Here is a 16,745-nt window from a genome sequence, read left to right on the forward strand (position 1 = left end):
GGCGCAGCCAGTTGCTCGACGCCGCGCTGGAGCTCTTCGCGCATCGGGTGCCGGAGGACGTCTCGCTGGATGACGTGGCAGAGGCGGCCGGGGTGTCACGGCCGTTGGTGTACCGGTACGTCCCGGGCGGGAAGCAGCAGTTGTACGAGGCCGCCCTGCGGTCCGCCGCCGAGGACCTGGAGCACTGCTTCGCCGAGCCCCCGGAGGGCCCGCTGACCCAGCGGCTCTCCCGCGCGCTCGACCGCTACCTCGCCTTCGTGGGAGAGCACGACGCGGGGTTCAGCGCGCTCCTGCAGGGCGGCAGCGTCGTCGGCACGTCGAGGACCACGGCCATCGTGGACGGCGTACGACGAGCCGCCGCCGGGCACATTCTGCGTCACCTCGACGTGGCGGAGCCGGGACCGCGGCTACGGATGACCGTCCGGATGTGGATCACCGCCGTCGAGGCCGCCTCGCTCATCTGGCTCGACGAGGACAAGGAACCGCCGCTGGACGAACTGCGCGACTGGCTGGTCGAGCAGTTCGTGGCCTGTCTCGTGGCCACGGCGGCCCGAGACGCGCAGACCGCCGAGGTCGTAAGGGCCGCGCTCGCGATGGAGACGGCCGACGGCCCCATCGGCACGCTGGCCCGCCAGGTGCTGCCCGTGGTGGGGGACGCGGCGCATCTGCTCTGACCCTCTGAGCCCTCTGACCGTCCGACTGTGAGAATGCCCCCGTGAAAAGCGAAGACACCCCCTTCGAGGGCGGCCCTCTGGACGGTCGTGTACTGCCGGTCCTGCTCGGCCCGACCGGACACCCGCCGAAGGTGTACCGCGTCCCCGTCCCGGACGCGGCCGGCGGCCCGCCGACGATCCTCGTCTACCGACGCGTACAGGCGGGGCAGAGCAAACGGCTCGGTCTGCGTCAGGGGTGGAAGTACGAGTTCGCCCCCGAGGGAGACCAGCGCGGCAAACTCAAGTGGCCGTGGTCGAAGCCGAGCATCAAGCCGGACATCAAGCCGGACGCCAAGCCAGACACCACGCCGGGCGGCAAGCCGGATGACGCCGACGAGTGACCTTCTTGGGCCGAACCGACCACTGACCGCGCGCGATGGTGACGCACGCGTCTGATGCTCTCGTTACGGGATGGAGGGGCCACCCCGTACCGGAGGTGATGACGTGTCAGAAAGACTCCTGCGTCTGGTCTGTACGGCAGCGATCGCGACAGGCGCGGTCCTCGCACCCGTACCGGCCACCGCCGAACCTCAGCCCAGCGAGCCCGGCACACCCGGCAGGCCCGGCGCACACGGCGAGCGTTCCATCACGGGGTTGCTGACGGGCCTTCAGCGGCTGTACCGGGCGGCCGAGAAGGCCACCGAGACGTACAACGCCACCGAGGAGAAGCTGAAGAAGCGGCGCGCCGAGGTCGCGAGGCTGAACGGACAGTTGGCCAGGACCCGGCTCTCCCTCCAGGACAGCCGCGCCGCCGCGGGTCGGCTCGCCCGGCAGCAGTACCAGGGCAGCAGCGAGATCTCCACGTACGTACGGCTGCTCCTCGCCCGCGACCCGCAGCATGCGTTCGACCAGGGGCAGGTCATCGGGCAGCTCGCGCAGCAGCGCGCCGAGACGGTGGACCGGCTGGTGAGCGACGAGAAGAAGGCGGCCGGACTCGCCCGCAAGGCCCGTAAGGCCCTCGACGACCAACTCACCCTCGCCGACCGGCACAAGAAGAACCGCGACGCCGTACACAAGCGCCTCAAGGAGGTCGAGGAACTGCTGGCCTCCCTCAGGGCCGACCAGATCGCCGCGGTGGCCGCGCTGGAGCGGGCGAAAGAGGCCGAGAAGCAGAAGGAGTTCATGGCCTCGGGCACGCTGAAGGGTGCGCGGACACCCTCGCGAGCGGGCGAGGCGGCGCTGCGGTACGCCGTGAGGCAGATCGGCAAGCCGTACGTGTGGGGAGCCGTAGGGCCGGACTCGTTCGACTGCTCGGGGCTGACCTCGCGGGCCTGGAGTCAGGCGGGGAAGCTGATCCCCCGCACCAGTCAGGAGCAGTGGGCCCGGCTGCGGCGGGTTCCGCTGAGCAACCTGCGGCCGGGGGACCTGGTGATCTACTTCCCCGAGGCCACGCATGTCGCCCTCTACCTGGGCAACGGCATGGTGGTCCAGGCACCCCGGCCCGGCGCGAACGTCAAGGTCTCCCCGATCGCGGCCAATCCGGTGCTGGGCGCGGTACGGCCGGACCCGGCCGGGGAGCCCCAGCGGCGGTACACGCCGCCGCGGCTTCCCCGGGGTGCCATGACCGGGTCGGACGCGGGTTACACCGGGCAGGGGTGACGCGGGTTACGGGATCAGGAGTGTGAGGGTTCGGTCGCCCCTGCCACCGACGCGAGGTAGGCCTCGGTCTTCTCCGGCTCGTAGAAGAAGTTCTCGTAGTCGGAGGGGTCGTTGAAGCCGTTGGCGAAGCGGTCCGCGACCGGCTGGAGCTGGCCCGCCGCGCCGATCAGGTTCAGGACGTGCTCGGGCGGCACACCAAGCATCGCGTTGGTCCACTTGGTGACGTGCTGGGCGGTGTCCCAGTAACGGTCGAAGGTCTGCCGCATCCAGGCCTCGTCGAACTCGCGCTCGCCGTGCGCGAGGATCGAGTCCAGGTACGAGGCCGCGCACTTGGAGGCAGAGTTGGAGCCCTGCCCGGTGATCGGGTCGTTGGCCACGACGACGTCCGCGACGCCGAGCACCAAGCCCCCGCCGGGCAGGCGGCCGACCGGGTTGCGGACCGTCGGGGCGTAGCGCCCCGACAACGTGCCGTTCGCGTCGGTCAGCTCGACCTTCGTGGCCCGCGCGTACTCCCACGGCACGAACCGCTCCATGAGTTCCAGGGTCAGGGAGAGGTGTTCGGCGGGGTCCTTGACGCCCTTGAAGGCGTCCAGCGGGCCGCCGGGTATGCCCTCGAAGAAGAGGATGTCGGCGCGGCCGGAGGTGGTGAGGCAGGGCATGACGAACAGTTCGCCGACGCCCGGGACCAGGTTGCAGCGGACGGCTTCGTAGTCGGGGTGCTCGGGGCGCGGGCCCAGGCCGTGGACGTACGCGACGGCCAGGGCGCGCTGCGGCTCCGCGTACGGGGAGCGGGAGGCGTCGCGGCCGAACATGGAGACCAGTTCACCCTTGCCCGCCGTCACCAGCACCAGGTCGTACGTACGGGAGAAGTAGTCGAGGTCGGAGACCGCCGCGCCGTGGATCACGAGCTGGCCGCCGCGCTGCGCGAACGTCTCCATCCAGCCGGCCATCTTCACGCGCTGGTCGACGGACTGCGCGTAGCCGTCGAGTTTGCCCACCCAGTCGATCGCCCGCTGCGTCGGGCCCGGGTCGTGCGAGCCGGGGGCCGCCACCGAGACACCGAGTCCTTCGATCTTCGGGGCCTGGGACTCCCAGAAGTTCAGCTGAAGATCACGCTCGTACTGCAGCGCCGTGTGGAACATGCACTGGGTGGACATGACGCGGCCGGTACGGATCTCGTCCGCCGTCCGATTGGACATCAGGGTCACTTCGTACCCGTGCGACTGGAGTCCGAGGGCGAGCTGGAGTCCGGACTGGCCGGCTCCGACGACGAGTATCTTCCGCATTCGGGTGGTTCTCCTAATCGGTACTGCTCGTGACTACTCGGGGCTGACTTCGAGTGCGTGGCCGACGAGGGCCAGCAGGGTCTCGACCGCCGATATCCTGCGGCGCGCGTCCATGATCATGACAGGTATGTGTGCGGGCACGGTGAGGGCCTCGCGCACGTCCTCCGGCTCGTACCGCGCGGTGCCGTCGAAGTGGTTGACCGCGACGACGTACGGCAGTCCGCAGCTCTCGAAGTAGTCCAGCGCCGGGAAACAGTCCTTCAGGCGGCGGGTGTCGGCGAGGACGACCGCCCCGATCGCCCCGCGCACGAGGTCGTCCCACATGAACCAGAACCGCTGCTGACCGGGCGTACCGAACAGGTAGAGCACCAGGTCGTCGTCCAGCGTGATGCGGCCGAAGTCCATGGCCACGGTCGTGGTCAGCTTGCCGGGCGTCGCGGTGAGGTCATCGGTGTCCTCGCTGGCCTCGGTCATCAGCGCCTCCGTCTCCAGGGGCGTGATCTCCGAGACGGCGCCGACGAGCGTGGTCTTGCCGACGCCGAATCCTCCCGCCACCACGATTTTCGTGGCGATCGGGGCGCGGGTGCGGTCGGTCTGCCAGGCCTGCGGACTCTCGTCCGCGTCCGGGACGACGACGGACGAGGTGGCGGATTCGCCGGATTCAGCGGATTCGGCTACGGGTTCGACGACAGGCCCAGCGACGGCTTCGGCGACCGCTTCAGAGACGGCGGAGTCCATTCAGCACCCTTTCCAGCAGTGCGCGGTCCGGCTGTCCCGGGCCGTGACCGGTTCCGTACACGCGGATCTTTCCCTGGTCCGCCAGGTCGCTGAGGAGTACGCGGACCACGCCGAGCGGCATCTTGAGCAGCGCGGCGATCTCGGCCACCGTGCGCATGCGGCGGCAGAGTTCGACGATGGCCCGCATCTCGGGCATCACCCGGGTGTTGAGAGCCCCTCCTCCCATGAGCTCCTTCCGCTCCTCGGGCGCTTCGAGCGCGGCGACGAACGTCTCGACGAGCAGCACGTGCCCGAAGCGCGTGCGGCCGCCGGTGAGCGAGTAGGGGCGTACGCGGGCGGGTTTGCGTTCGCCGCCACGGACCGGAAGCTTGGACGTACTGCTCACTGGGTGCTCCCTATCGACGCGTCCTCTATCGACTGGCGCAGCTCGCTGCGGAGTTCGGGGGTCAGGACATGTCCGGCGCGGCCCACGAAGAGCGCCATGTGGTAGGCGACGACGCTCATGTCGCAGTCCGGCGCACCGTGCACACCGAGCAGCGAGCCGTCACTGATCGACATGACGAAGAGGCTGCCCTCCTCCATCGCGATCATCGTCTGTTTGACGCCGCCGACGTCCATCAGCCTGGCGGCTCCGACGGTGAGGCTGCCGATGCCGGAGACGACGGTGGCGAGGTCCGCGGAGGAGCCCCTGGGGCCGACGGGCCTGGCTGTGCCCGCCGCCCTGGCCTCCTCGTTCCTCCCAGGGTCGGAGGAAAGCAGCATCAGGCCGTCGGAGGAGACCACAGCGACCGACAGGATGCCCGGCACCTCCTCGACGAGGTTCGTCAACAGCCAGTGCAGGTTGCGGGCCTCATGGCTCAGCCCGAAGGTACTCGGCGCGGTCAACTGCTTGCCTCCTCGGCTGTATCCCCCTCGGTTCCTACGACTTCTTCTGCCGGCGCCTTTGTCTCGGCGGTCTGCTGGGCGATCTCGGCCTCGACGTCCCGGCGGCCCTGTGTCGCGCCCCGGTGGAATCCGCCGAGCCTGCGGCGCAACGCCTCGGCGTTCACAGAGCCCGCGTGCCGCCTGGCCTGCGGCGGGGGCGCGGAGATCTTGGGGGTCCGCTTGGGCAGCCCCTTGTCGGTGACCTGCTCCGGCTCGTCACCGCCCCGCCCCGGCCCGTCGGCGACCCGCTCGTGGGTCTCGGGGCCGATGGCGTACGGGTCGGCGGAGGTCTGAGCGGGGATGGCGACCACGGGCTCGGCACCGGCTTCGGGTACACCGCCGGCAGTCCCGGGTTCACGAACCGTCCCGGGCCCGCCGACCGCCTCCGGCCCGCTGACCGTCTCGGGTTCACGGACCGTTCCCGATCCGCCGACCGTCTCGGATCCACCCATCGCCCCGGTCCCACCGGCCGCCTCCGGGCCGCCGACCGTCCCGGGTTCACGGATCGCCTCCGGTCCACCGAACGCTCCGGGTCCGCCAACCGCCCCGGGTCCGCCGACCGTTTCCGGTCCACCGACCGTCCCGGGTTCACCGAACGCCCCGGTCCCACCGGCCGCCTCCGGGCCGCCGACCACCCCGGGTCCGCCAACCGTCTCCGGTCCGCCGACCACCCCGGGTCCGCCGACCACCCCAGGTGCACCGAAAGCTTCGGGCCTGTCGGCCGTTCCGGATTCGGTGGTCCTCTCCGCCTCCGCCTCGGGCTCGGCCGAGTCCTTCAGCGGGGTGAGTTTCATGGTGGTCTCGGGCGCGGACGGCTGGGCCGTGGCAGGCGCGGAGTCGGCCTCCCGTGCCGCCTCCTCCGCCGCCGCGATCAGCGGGTCCCGTACCGAACGCCCGTGCAGCAGATTGGAGTTGGCCTCGGCGTCGACGCCGGGGAACGCCAGCGAGGGTGCGGACCCGGCCAGCCGGGGCGTCTGCGCGGGCACGGCGACGGCGGGCGCGGCCGCGAGCAGCGGCTTGGGCAGAACGGCGACCGCCGCGATGCCGCCCTGCTTCTGCTCGCGCAGCCGTACCCGTACGCCATGACGGTGGGCGAGCCGCGCCACCACGTACAGGCCGAGCCCGAGGCCCTCGCCGCTCTCCTGGTCGTACGCGTCCCCGGGGTCGAAGTCCGCGAGCCGGGCGTTGAGCTGGTCGAGCCGCTCGGTGGTCATGCCGATGCCCTCGTCCTGGACGGAGAGCATGACCTCGCCGCTCTCCAGGAGCCAGCCGGAGATCTCGACGGGGATATCGGGCGGCGAGAACGAGCTGGCGTTCTCCAGGAGCTCGGCCACCAGGTGGCTGATGTCGTCCGCCGCGAACCCGGCCACATGGGCATGGGGCGGCAGCACGGCGATCCGTACCCGTTCGTAGCGCTCGATCTCGCTGACGGCGGCGCGTACGACATCGACGAGCGGGACGGGGCCGGGATGCTGGTGCCCGTGGTCCGCGCCGGCGAGGACCAGCAGGTTCTCGCTGTGCCGGCGCATGACGGTGGCGAAGTGGTCGAGCCGGAAGAGGGTGGCGAGGCGGTCGGGGTCCTGCTCGCGCTCCTCCAGGCTTTCGATGACGGCGAGTTGCCGCTCGACGAGGCCGAGGGTGCGCAGCGACAGGTTGACGAAGGTGCCGTGGATGCTCTGCCGGACCTGCGTCAAGTGGGCGGCGGCCGCGGCGAGTTCGGCGCGCAGCTGCTCACGCTCGTCGGCCATCGTCTGACGCTGGCCGACGAGGTGCTTGCGGTCGCCCTCCAGGGTCGTCAGCCGCTCGTGGAGCGTGACGGCGTGCGTGTGCAGCGCGTTGACCGAGCGCACCACCTGGGCGAACTCGTCGTCACGGCCGGTGAACTTGACCGGTTCCTCGGCGGCCGGGTCGGCGGCCAGGCGGGCCGAGCCGATGCGCAGAACGGCCAGCGGGCGGGTCAGCGTACGGGCCATGGTCGTGCAGACGCCGACGGCGCCCAGCAGCAGGACGCCGAGGAGCGCGATGCGGATCTCCAGGGCGGTGACGTCGTCGTCACGCAACTGGGCGAGGTCCTCGGCGCGCCGGCTGTTGAGAGAGGCCTCGACGCCGCGCATCAGCTCGACGCGGGCGGAGAGCGCGGCGTCGAGCTTCTTGGTGCTGGTGCCCAGCTCGGAGTCGGAAAGGGTCGGCTGGTCGGCGAGGTTCGCGAGGTACTTCTCGGCGGACGTGACGTCCGGGCCCGTCACCGTCGAGTCGTACGAGGCACGGTCGTCCCGGGGCGCGGCGTCGTGGAAGTCGGCGAGCGCGGCCTGCTCGCGGACGTTGGCCTGCTGGGCGGCGGCGGTGAGGGCGTTGCGCTGCTTGGTGTCGGCGGACGACGACGTGGTGGTCGTGGTCGGCAGGCCGGTGATCGGGTCGGTGGTGGTGCGGGTCGTGCTCGGTACGTTCAGGGCCGCGAGGAGCAGGCCGCGGGCGGCGGAGGCCTGCTGGACGGCGGTGTCGAGGTCGGCGAGCGCATGCGAGCCGGTGCCCGCACGGGGCGGCAACTGTTCCGCCAGGTCCTCGGCGAGGCCGTGGAGTTCCCTGATGGCGGCCGTGTAGGCCTGATGCGCTTCGAGAGCGCTGCTCTTCCCGGTGAGCGCCGCTCGTCGTGCGGACGCGATGTTGTCGAGATCGCCGCGGAGTTCGGCGGGGGCCTCGGTCCGCAGTTCCTCGACCTGCCGGTCGACGCGGGCGCTGCGCTGCTCGGAGGGACCCTTGCCGTCGGGGCGGCCGGCCGCGATGTAGGAGGTGGCCTCGTCGCGCTCGTCGGCGAGCGCGTGGGCGAGGGTCAGCGCGTCCTTGGTGCGCTCGGCGAGCGTCACCAGGTTCTGGGAGTCGTTCAGGTCGCCCGAGGCGGCGACGACGGAGGGAGCGCCGGCTCCGGCGATCGCGGCTGCCACGACGGCGACGGCGACAATCAGCCGGTTGCGTACGCGGGCGGGACGGCGGCCTTTTCCTGTGAGGTCCGGGGAGCTCGGCGTGCCCCCGGAGCCTTCGCCCGAGGTCGTCTGCCTGCCTTTGCGCCGAGGCCGCATCTTCTGCACCGATGCTCGCATTCTTGACTCGTGTACCCATGGGCCCGGGTAACGACCGTCAACGCTCACGTCGTTCCCGTTACGGCTCCCGACCCTCCCAGTGCCGGTGGGCAGTGGCCGCGCATCGCCTGACCCGCCACCCAAAGGAGTGAACCTCGGTGAGGCCGAGGCGGGCAAGTTCCGCTGGCGTGTGCAAGGGCCTTGCGCGGCACGCCGGTTGGACTCCCACGCCGACCGGTGGCAGGATGCGCCATCGCGCTCCGACGGAATCGATTATTCCGTCGCAAATCAGGCTTCTGACCTGCGACCCTGCGTCAGTTCGGCGATGATTGCCAGCCTTTGACGAAGCTTGTGAAGACGTCGTGCAGACTGGCTGAATGCGCACGGAACTGATTTCGGCCCCCGGTGCCTTTTCCCACCCGAACGAGGACTACGCGTCGGTGGGAATTCCGGCTTCCGGGGAGGGGGGCTCGCTCGTCGTACTGGATGGAGTGACACCGCCGGCGACCGATGTGGGGTGTCTGCATTCAGTCCCCTGGTTCACGGCACGGCTCGGCGGCGCGCTCCACGAACTGTCTGTTTCGCGACGGGAATCGCCCCTCACCGAGGTGTTGAGGCAAGCCATCCGGCGGACCGCCGACGCCCATCGCGACACATGTGACCTTTCTCACCCACGCACCCCACAGGCAACAGTGGTCCTTGCCCGCTGGTCCGCCGACGACGTCGAGTACCTCGTCCTCTCCGACTCGGCCCTCCTCGTCGAGTCCCCCGCCGGCACGGTCACCGCGCTCCTCGACGACCGCCTCTCCCGCATACCCCGCGCCTCCCTGGCCACGCACGCCACGACCGACGCCACGGTCCGCAACAAGGAGGGCGGCTTCTTCACCGCGGCGGCCGATCCCTCGGTGGCCGCCCGTGCGGTGACGGGCAGACTGCCGCGCGCCGGCATCCGGGCACTGACCGCCCTGACGGACGGCGCCACCCGCTGGGTGGAGAAGTTCCGGGAGGGTGACTGGACCGACCTCGCCGCCCTCGTGCGCAAGGAGGGCGCCCAGGCACTCATCGATCGCGTACGGGCTCTGGAGCTGGCCGATACCGAACGGGCGTTCCTGGGCCGGAGCAAGACGCACGACGACGCGACGGTGGTGTACGTGGAGCTCTGACTACCCCTCCGCGACGCCCTGGTTCAGCTGGTGCAGCAGCCGTGCGAGCTCGGCGACCTCCTTGCGGTCCCAGTTCGCCAGCTGACGCACATAGCGGGCGCGGCGGGCCTCCCGTACCGAGCTGAATCGCACCCGGCCCTGGTCCGTGAGCTGGATCAGCCAGGCCCTGCCGTCGGCGGGGTCCGGCTCCCGGTACACCAGTCCCAGCTCCTCCAGGGCGCGCAGCTGGCGCGACATCGTGGCCTTGCCGACGCCGACGTAGGCGGCCAGCTCCGTGGCGCGCTGACGGCCGCACTCCGCCAGCCGTACGAGGAGGCCGTAGGCGGAGGACTCCAGGTCGGGATGGACTTCGCGGGCCATCTCGCCGGAGGAGGCGCGGGCGCGCCGCAGGAGGACGGTCAACTCGCGTTCCAGGGCGAGGAACTCCTGGTCCACCCCATGGCCCTCACCGATTCCGTCCTCTTGCACGTCACCGCTCCCGACTCGGTTTCCGGATCCTGAGAATTTCCGTCCGAACGCGGCCGTTGCCGCAGCTCCGCCAGTATTTCGCAGGAGCAGACCAACGGCAGCCCGCGACCCCGGAGTGCTGACAGGGTCACGCCATCGAGAGGGCGACGAGGCTCTGGTGCCCGGATGCCGGGGTGCCCGCATGCCCGCGCGCCCGCGTGCACGGCGAAGGCCCGGGCCCCGCCAGGGACCCGGGCCTCCTTTCCCGATGGCGTCCGTCACGCCGCCACCGGAACCTCCGGAGCCGCCCCGTTCTGCGCCGGGGCCAGCGCCAGCTCCAGGACCTGGCGGACGTCCGTGACGGCGTGGACGTCGAGCTTCTCCAGGACCTCGGCCGGGACGTCGTCCAGGTCGGGCTCGTTGCGCTTCGGGATGACGACGGTGGTGACGCCGGCCCGGTGGGCGGCCAGCAGCTTCTGCTTGACGCCGCCGATGGGCAGCACCCGCCCGGTCAGCGAGACCTCACCGGTCATCGCCACATCCGTACGGACGAGCCGTCCGCTCAGCAGCGAGGCGAGAGCGGTCGTCATCGTGACACCGGCGCTCGGGCCGTCCTTCGGGACCGCGCCCGCCGGGAAGTGGATGTGCACGCCCCGGTCCTTCAGGTCCCCGACGGGGAGCTCCAGTTCGGCACCGCGGCTGCGCAGGAAGGAGAGCGCGATCTGCGCGGACTCCTTCATCACGTCGCCCAGCTGGCCGGTGAGGGTCAACCCGGCCGCACCCGTCTCCGGATCGGCCAGCGACGCCTCCACGTACAGCACGTCACCGCCCGCGCCGGTGACCGCGAGTCCGGTGGCGACACCGGGCACGGCCGTGCGGCGCTCGGCCGGGTCCTGTGCGGACTCGGGCACATGGTGCGGCCGCCCGATCAGCCCGCGCAGATCGCCCTCGCCGACCGTGAACGGCAGCTCTCGCTCGCCCAGTTCGTGCTGGGCCGCGACCTTGCGCAGCAGCCGCGCGATGGAGCGCTCCAGGTTCCGTACACCCGCTTCGCGCGTGTACTCACCGGCGAGCCTGCGCAAGGCGCTCTCGTCGAGGGTGACCTCGTCGCCCTGGAGCCCCGCCCGCTCCAACTGCCGCGGCAGCAGGTGGTCCCGCGCGATGACGACCTTCTCGTCCTCGGTGTACCCGTCGAGCCGCACCAGCTCCATACGGTCGAGCAGCGCCTCCGGAATGGCTTCCAGGACGTTCGCCGTCGCCAGGAACACCACATCGCTCAGGTCGAGTTCGACCTCCAGGTAGTGGTCCCGGAAGGTGTGGTTCTGGGCGGGGTCGAGGACTTCGAGCAGGGCCGCGGCGGGGTCGCCGCGGAAGTCGGAGCCGACCTTGTCGATCTCGTCCAGCAGCACGACCGGGTTCATGGACCCGGCCTCCTTGATGGCGCGGACGATACGACCGGGCAGCGCGCCCACGTACGTACGCCGGTGACCGCGGATCTCGGCCTCGTCCCGTACGCCGCCGAGGGCGACGCGGACGAACTTCCGCCCCATCGCATGCGCGACGGACTCACCGAGACTCGTCTTGCCGACACCGGGAGGGCCGACGAGCGCCAGCACGGCACCGCCGCGGCGGCCGCCCACGACTCCCAGTCCCCGCTCCAGGCGCCGCTTGCGCACGGCGAGGTACTCGGTGATCCGCTCCTTCACGTCCTCCAGGCCGGAGTGCTCGGCGTCGAGGACGGCCTGGGCGCCCTGAATGTCGTACGCGTCCTCGGTGCGCTCGTTCCAGGGGAGTTCGAGCACGGTGTCGAGCCAGGTCCGGATCCAGGAGCCCTCGGGCGACTGGTCGGACGAACGCTCCAGCTTGTCGACCTCCTTGAGGGCGGCCTCGCGAACCTTCTCGGGAAGGTCCGCGGCCTCGACGCGCGCCCGGTAGTCGTCGGACTCCTCTCCCTCGGACTCGCCGTTCAGCTCCCGCAGCTCCTTGCGCACGGCCTCCAGCTGCCGCCGCAGCAGGAACTCGCGCTGCTGCTTGTCGACGCCTTCCTGTACGTCCTTGGCGATGGACTCGGCGACATCCTGCTCGGCGAGGTGCTCACGGAGCTGCTCGGTGGCGAGCTTGAGACGGGCGACGGGGTCGGCGGTCTCCAGCAGCTCGACCTTCTGTGCCGTGGTCAGGAAGGGCGAGTACCCGGAGTTGTCGGCGAGGGCGGAAACGTCGTCGATGGCCTGTACGCGGTCCACGACCTGCCAGGCGGCGCGCTTCTTCAGCCAGTTGGTGGCCAGCGCCTTGTACTCCTTGACCAGCTCGGTCACGGAGCCGGGCAGCGGATCGGGCACGGTCTCCTCGACCGCGCGCCCCTCCACCCACAGGGCGGCGCCCGGCCCGGTCGTACCGGCGCCGACACGCACCCGGCTGCGGCCCCGGATCAGGGCGCCGGGGTCGCCGTCGGCGAGACGTCCCACCTGCTCGATGGTGCCGAGCACTCCCGTGTTCGCGTATGTCCCGTCGATCCGTGGAACAAGCAGGACCTTCGGCTTGCTCCCCCCACTGGAGCGCGCGGCGGCCTGCGCGGCCTCCACCGCCGCTCGTACGTCGGCGTCATTGAGGTCCAGGGGCACCACCATCCCGGGCAGCACGACCTCGTCGTCGAGCGGCAGCACGGGCAGGGTGAGCGGTGCGGACGTCAAAGCCATGATCTCCCCTTCGGCAGTCAAGTTGAGCTATGTCGACTCAATGCCTGCGCACTGCCGAATGTTCCCCCGGAGCTGTTCGCTCTCAGCGATCACTGGTCAGGGGGGCAGGATCACGGGTCGCGGATCTGACGGGGCGCGGCTACGGGTCGCGGATTTACGGGTCAGGGCTTCGGATCGCTGACTACGGTGACCGCATGACGACCGACTCGGCCTCGCCCGCGGACATCTCGTCGATGCCGAAGGCCGAGTTCGCCTTCCCCGGCCCGCTGCTCGTCGCAGCGATCCTCGACGGCTCGAAGACGTCCACGACAGGACTCCTCGTCGACTACCAGCACGAGGGCGAGCCCCTGCCGGAGGTCGGGAACCATTCGGTGGTCGTCGACTCGGACGACCGTCCGGTCGCCGTCATAGAGGTGACCGGTGTCCGCGTCGTCCCCCTCGCACAGGTGGATCTCGCCCATGTGCTGGACGAGGGAGAGGGGCACACCGGTGTGGCCGAGTGGCGGGCGGCCCACGAGCGGTTCTGGCACGGCGCGGAGATGCGCGCGGCGCTGGGGGACCCCGGGTTCACCGTGGACGACACGACACCGGCCGTCCTGGAGCGCTTCCGCCTCGTCTCCGACCTCCGCCCCACCGCCTGACCTCGCCTCGGCACCCTCCTCCGCCCGGCCCACGGCCAATTCGCCTGCCCCGGCCCGGGGAACTTGTCAGGATGGGCCCATGACCGCCGCGTACGACACCGCCGTTGCCCCCGTCGTCATCGACCGTCGCGACGGCCCGTACGGCGAGGTCGCGCTGCGTCGCCACGGTGAGTTGCTGCAGATCATCGCCAACGGGTGTTTCCTGATGGACACCTCCGACGGGCGCTCGGAGCGGTTGCTGGTCGACGCCGCCCTCGGCGCGCTGGACGGGCGCCCGGAGCCGGACGTCCTGATCGGCGGACTCGGAGTCGGATTCTCGCTCGCGCACGCGGCGGCCGACCCGCGTTGGGGCCGTATCGCGGTGGTGGAGCGTGAGCGGGCGATCATCGACTGGCACCGGGACGGACCGCTGTCACCTCTGTCCGCGGCGTCACGGGCGGATCCGCGCACGGAAATCGTCGAAGCCGATCTCGTCGCGTACGTCAATGAGACATCCGCCACGTACGACGCGCTGTGCCTGGACATCGACAACGGACCCGGATGGACCGTCACCGAGGGCAACGACGGCCTCTACTCGCATGCTGGACTCGCCGCGTGCGCAAGGGTGTTGAGGCCTGGCGGCGTGCTGGCCGTGTGGTCGGCACAGCCCTCGCCTGATTTTGAGGAAACCTTGTGGAATGCCGGGTTCCAACGGGTGCGTACCGAAGAGATCCCCGTTGCCCGGGGCGTTCCGGACGTCGTGCATCTCGCTGTCGGGCCTGAATAGCCGAGCGGTGGTAACTGCCCGTACTCTGCTGACCTGACGCGGATCATTCAAGCGTCAAGCGCAGTCATGGAATCACCCCCAACGGATTCCGAAAAGCACAATCAGGGGCGGGCGATGGAGCAGACACACACCTCCCACAACGGCACCGCGGCCACGCCGGGCGCGCAGCGCCGGGTGCTGGTGGTCGAGGACGATCCGACGATCGTGGACGCTATCGCCGCCCGGTTGCGTGCCGAGGGATTTCTCGTGCAGACCGCCGGCGACGGTCCGGCCGCCGTCGACACGGCGGAGGCCTGGCAGCCGGACCTGCTGATCCTCGACATCATGCTGCCGGGCTTCGACGGCCTGGAGGTCTGTCGCCGGGTGCAGGCGCAGCGACCGGTGCCGGTGATGATGCTCACCGCGCGCGACGACGAGACGGACATGCTGGTCGGTCTCGGCGTGGGCGCCGACGACTACATGACGAAGCCGTTCTCGATGCGCGAGCTGGCGGCGCGCGTGCATGTGCTGTTGCGCCGGGTGGAGCGAGCCGCGCTGGCCGCGTCGACTCCTCGCTCCGGCATCCTGCGCCTGGGCGAGCTGGAGATCGACCACGCTCAGCGGCGGGTGAGGGTGCGCAGCGAGGACGTCCATCTGACGCCCACCGAGTTCGATCTCCTGGTCTGCCTGGCCAACACGCCGCGCGCGGTGCTCTCGCGCGAGCAGCTGCTCGCCGAGGTGTGGGACTGGGCGGACGCCTCCGGCACACGGACCGTGGACAGCCACATCAAGGCCCTGCGCCGGAAGATCGGCGCCGAGCGGATCCGTACGGTGCACGGCGTCGGCTACGCACTGGAGACCCCCAACCCCTGAGGGGGAAGGGTCCCCGCAGGGGGCGGGTCTCCCCGAGCGGGACGGAACGGGACTGCCAAGAGCCGGACGGACTCCCGAGGGGGCTTGTGTCATGAGCGGTGTCGACGGGGGGCGCAAGAGCTCGGGCAGCTGGGCCTCGGGCGGCTGGAGCACGGGCCTCTGGGACGGCTTGCGCCCCTTCTCGATCAAGACGAAGCTCGGCACGCTGGTCGTCGTCTCCGTCTTCATCACCACCGGTCTGCTGATGATCGCGGTGCGCACGGAGACCGAGCTGCGGTTCATCACGGTCTTCTCGATGATCGCGACGCTGCTGATCACGCAGTTCGTGGCGCACTCGCTGACGTCCCCCCTGGACGAGATGAACACGGTGGCCCGGTCCATCTCGCACGGCGACTACACACGCCGGGTGAAGGCAGACCGCCGCGACGAGCTGGGCGACCTGGCCCAGACGATCAACCGCATGGCCGACGACCTGGAGGCCCAGGACCGTCAGCGCAAGGAGCTGGTGGCGAACGTCTCGCACGAGCTGCGCACCCCCATCGCGGGCCTGCGCGCCGTGCTGGAGAACGTCGTGGACGGCGTCTCGGCCGCCGATCCCGAGACGATGCGTACGGCACTGAAGCAGACGGAGCGCCTAGGCCGCCTGGTGGAGACGCTGCTCGATCTGTCCCGGCTGGACAACGGCGTCGTACCGCTGCGCAAGCGCCGTTTCGAGGTGTGGCCGTATCTGTCGGGCGTCCTGAAGGAGGCCAACATGGTGGTCTCCGCGCGCGGGGGCATCGCCTCGGGCTCCGGCAGCCACACGCGTACGGACGTGCATCTTCACCTGGACGTGTCACCGCCCGAGCTGACCGCGCACGCGGACCCGGAGCGGATCCACCAGGTCGTCGCCAACCTCATCGACAACGCGGTCAAGCACAGCCCGCCGCACGGGCGTGTGACCGTGAAGGCGCGGCGCGGCGCTCACCCGGAGTCACTCGACCTGGAAGTACTGGACGAGGGTCCCGGCATTCCGCAGTCGGAGTGGCACCGGGTCTTCGAGCGATTCAACCGGGGCGGGGCCGACGCGCCGCACGGTCCGGGCAGCGACGGCGGTACGGGCCTGGGGCTCGCCATCGCCCGCTGGGCGGTCGATCTGCACGGCGGCCGGATCGGTGTGGCCGAATCCCGGCGGGGCTGCCGGATCCAGGTCACCCTTCCGGGGCTGCCTCCGTTGACAGGTTGACGTAGGGTTCGAATCGGAGCCAGAGGTTCCACGTGCGTCCCTGCTGACAGACACGTGTGATCAGGCAGACGATCAGGCAGAAGGCCACGTCTCCTGGGCCGGGATCCGGGTTCGGCGCGTTCCTCGGCGGGCAGGCCGGGTGGGAACCTGGCTTGTTTCCCGCCAATTCCATCACCGAAACGCGCTTTTCGATGTGACTTACGCGACGATCAACCGGCCCGGCCTGCACCCATCGGTCATCGGGGCGTAGCCTTAATTCCCGCTGTCCATCACCTTGTGAAGCGGAAGAGGGCGGTTGCCGCCGTGTCGCCACAGTCCCCCAGTAATTCGAGCATCTCGACCGACGACCAAGCCGGGAAGAAGCCCCCTGCTGCCTCGTTCGGACCCAATGAGTGGCTCGTCGACGAGATCTATCAGCAGTACCTCCAGGACCCGAACTCGGTAGACCGTGCCTGGTGGGACTTCTTCGCCGACTACAAGCCGGGCGGCGTCGCCGCATCGGCTCCGGCGAGTACTGCGGCCACGGGGGCCGCGGGGACCACCACTGCCGCCCCCGCCGCTTCGGCGGCGCCCGCGGCTCCGGCCCAGGCCGCTCCGGCCGCCTCGGCGCCGGCTCCC

Annotated in this window: 16 protein-coding genes; 9 read left to right on the plus strand and 7 right to left on the minus strand. The window is 70.5% G+C overall.

The features are described 5' to 3' along the window. From FE633_RS45250 to FE633_RS45260, 3 genes are all read left to right on the plus strand, one after another. Nucleotides 1-674: TetR/AcrR family transcriptional regulator (locus FE633_RS45250; RefSeq protein WP_246114135.1), on the plus strand; the 674-nt coding region annotated here is incomplete at its 5' end. Nucleotides 675-715: 41 nt separating this feature from the next. Continuing rightward, nucleotides 716-1,054, plus strand: a complete 339-nt coding sequence (locus FE633_RS45255) for a hypothetical protein (RefSeq protein ID WP_138050982.1) — start codon at nt 716-718, stop codon at nt 1,052-1,054. Nucleotides 1,055-1,157: 103 nt separating this feature from the next. After that, a complete protein-coding gene (locus tag FE633_RS45260; protein WP_138050983.1) occupies nt 1,158-2,312 on the plus strand; it encodes a C40 family peptidase in 1,155 nt (384 codons plus the stop codon). 14 nt (nt 2,313-2,326) lie between these two features. Here FE633_RS45260 and FE633_RS45265 read toward each other — a convergent pair whose 3' ends face one another. The 5 genes from FE633_RS45265 to FE633_RS45285 are packed head-to-tail and all read right to left on the minus strand — an operon-like array spanning nt 2,327 to nt 8,337. Further along, nucleotides 2,327-3,598: a styrene monooxygenase/indole monooxygenase family protein gene (locus FE633_RS45265; protein ID WP_138050984.1), complete on the minus strand. Its 1,272-nt coding sequence runs from the start codon at nt 3,596-3,598 to the stop codon at nt 2,327-2,329. Between the two features lie 33 nt (nt 3,599-3,631). Beyond that, nucleotides 3,632-4,336: a GTP-binding protein gene (locus tag FE633_RS45270; RefSeq protein WP_138050985.1), complete on the minus strand. Its 705-nt coding sequence runs from the start codon at nt 4,334-4,336 to the stop codon at nt 3,632-3,634. After that, entirely contained in the window at nt 4,317-4,721 is a 405-nt protein-coding gene (locus FE633_RS45275; RefSeq protein WP_138050986.1) for a DUF742 domain-containing protein, read from the minus strand. The genes FE633_RS45270 and FE633_RS45275 overlap by 20 nt, the downstream gene beginning before the upstream one ends. Then, on the minus strand, nt 4,718-5,221 hold the full coding sequence (locus FE633_RS45280; RefSeq protein WP_138050987.1) for a roadblock/LC7 domain-containing protein: 504 nt from the start codon (nt 5,219-5,221) through the stop codon (nt 4,718-4,720). Before FE633_RS45280 ends, FE633_RS45275 begins: the two co-directional genes overlap by 4 nt. After that, nucleotides 5,218-8,337: a sensor histidine kinase gene (locus FE633_RS45285; protein WP_425473329.1), complete on the minus strand. Its 3,120-nt coding sequence runs from the start codon at nt 8,335-8,337 to the stop codon at nt 5,218-5,220. Before FE633_RS45285 ends, FE633_RS45280 begins: the two co-directional genes overlap by 4 nt. Before the next feature lie 377 nt (nt 8,338-8,714). Between FE633_RS45285 and FE633_RS45290 the strand changes: the two genes are divergently transcribed. Next, nucleotides 8,715-9,500 carry a protein phosphatase 2C domain-containing protein gene (locus FE633_RS45290; RefSeq protein WP_138050989.1) on the plus strand — a complete coding sequence of 262 codons (786 nt, stop codon included), beginning with the start codon at nt 8,715-8,717 and terminating at the stop codon, nt 9,498-9,500. On the opposite strand, the gene FE633_RS45295 is transcribed toward FE633_RS45290, so the two are convergent. Both FE633_RS45295 and lon read right to left on the minus strand, forming a co-directional pair. Further along, entirely contained in the window at nt 9,501-9,968 is a 468-nt protein-coding gene (locus tag FE633_RS45295; RefSeq protein ID WP_138050990.1) for a MarR family winged helix-turn-helix transcriptional regulator, read from the minus strand. A 257-nt stretch (nt 9,969-10,225) separates the two neighbouring features. Further along, entirely contained in the window at nt 10,226-12,643 is a 2,418-nt protein-coding gene (lon, locus tag FE633_RS45300; RefSeq protein ID WP_138050991.1) for an endopeptidase La, read from the minus strand. Nucleotides 12,644-12,837: 194 nt separating this feature from the next. On the opposite strand from lon, the gene FE633_RS45305 reads away from it, so the two are divergent. The 5 genes from FE633_RS45305 to FE633_RS45325 form a co-directional block, all read left to right on the plus strand. Further along, a complete protein-coding gene (locus FE633_RS45305) occupies nt 12,838-13,284 on the plus strand; it encodes an ASCH domain-containing protein (protein ID WP_138050992.1) in 447 nt (148 codons plus the stop codon). 79 nt (nt 13,285-13,363) lie between these two features. After that, a complete protein-coding gene (locus FE633_RS45310; RefSeq protein WP_138050993.1) occupies nt 13,364-14,050 on the plus strand; it encodes a spermidine synthase family protein in 687 nt (228 codons plus the stop codon). A gap of 114 nt (nt 14,051-14,164) precedes the next feature. Further along, nucleotides 14,165-14,902, plus strand: a complete 738-nt coding sequence (locus FE633_RS45315; protein ID WP_119101942.1) for a response regulator transcription factor — start codon at nt 14,165-14,167, stop codon at nt 14,900-14,902. A gap of 91 nt (nt 14,903-14,993) precedes the next feature. Continuing rightward, nucleotides 14,994-16,127, plus strand: coding sequence for a HAMP domain-containing sensor histidine kinase (locus FE633_RS45320; RefSeq protein WP_138050994.1), 1,134 nt, complete (start codon nt 14,994-14,996; stop codon nt 16,125-16,127). A 303-nt stretch (nt 16,128-16,430) separates the two neighbouring features. Next, the coding region (locus tag FE633_RS45325; protein ID WP_138050995.1) for a 2-oxoglutarate dehydrogenase E1 subunit family protein at nt 16,431-16,745 on the plus strand (315 nt) is incomplete at its 3' end.

Source organism: Streptomyces montanus (assembly GCF_005786655.1).
Lineage (GTDB): Bacteria > Actinomycetota > Actinomycetes > Streptomycetales > Streptomycetaceae > Streptomyces > Streptomyces sporangiiformans.

Coding starts and splice junctions, on each gene's coding strand:
- FE633_RS45265 (WP_138050984.1), bottom strand. CDS start 3,598: ATGCGGAAGATACTCGTCGTCGGAGCCGGCCAGTCCGGACTCCAGCTC.
- FE633_RS45270 (WP_138050985.1), bottom strand. CDS start 4,336: ATGGACTCCGCCGTCTCTGAAGCGGTCGCCGAAGCCGTCGCTGGGCCT.
- FE633_RS45285 (WP_425473329.1), bottom strand. CDS start 8,337: ATGCGGCCTCGGCGCAAAGGCAGGCAGACGACCTCGGGCGAAGGCTCC.
- FE633_RS45290 (WP_138050989.1), top strand. CDS start 8,715: ATGCGCACGGAACTGATTTCGGCCCCCGGTGCCTTTTCCCACCCGAAC.
- lon (WP_138050991.1), bottom strand. CDS start 12,643: ATGGCTTTGACGTCCGCACCGCTCACCCTGCCCGTGCTGCCGCTCGAC.
- FE633_RS45305 (WP_138050992.1), top strand. CDS start 12,838: ATGACGACCGACTCGGCCTCGCCCGCGGACATCTCGTCGATGCCGAAG.
- FE633_RS45310 (WP_138050993.1), top strand. CDS start 13,364: ATGACCGCCGCGTACGACACCGCCGTTGCCCCCGTCGTCATCGACCGT.
- FE633_RS45315 (WP_119101942.1), top strand. CDS start 14,165: ATGGAGCAGACACACACCTCCCACAACGGCACCGCGGCCACGCCGGGC.
- FE633_RS45320 (WP_138050994.1), top strand. CDS start 14,994: ATGAGCGGTGTCGACGGGGGGCGCAAGAGCTCGGGCAGCTGGGCCTCG.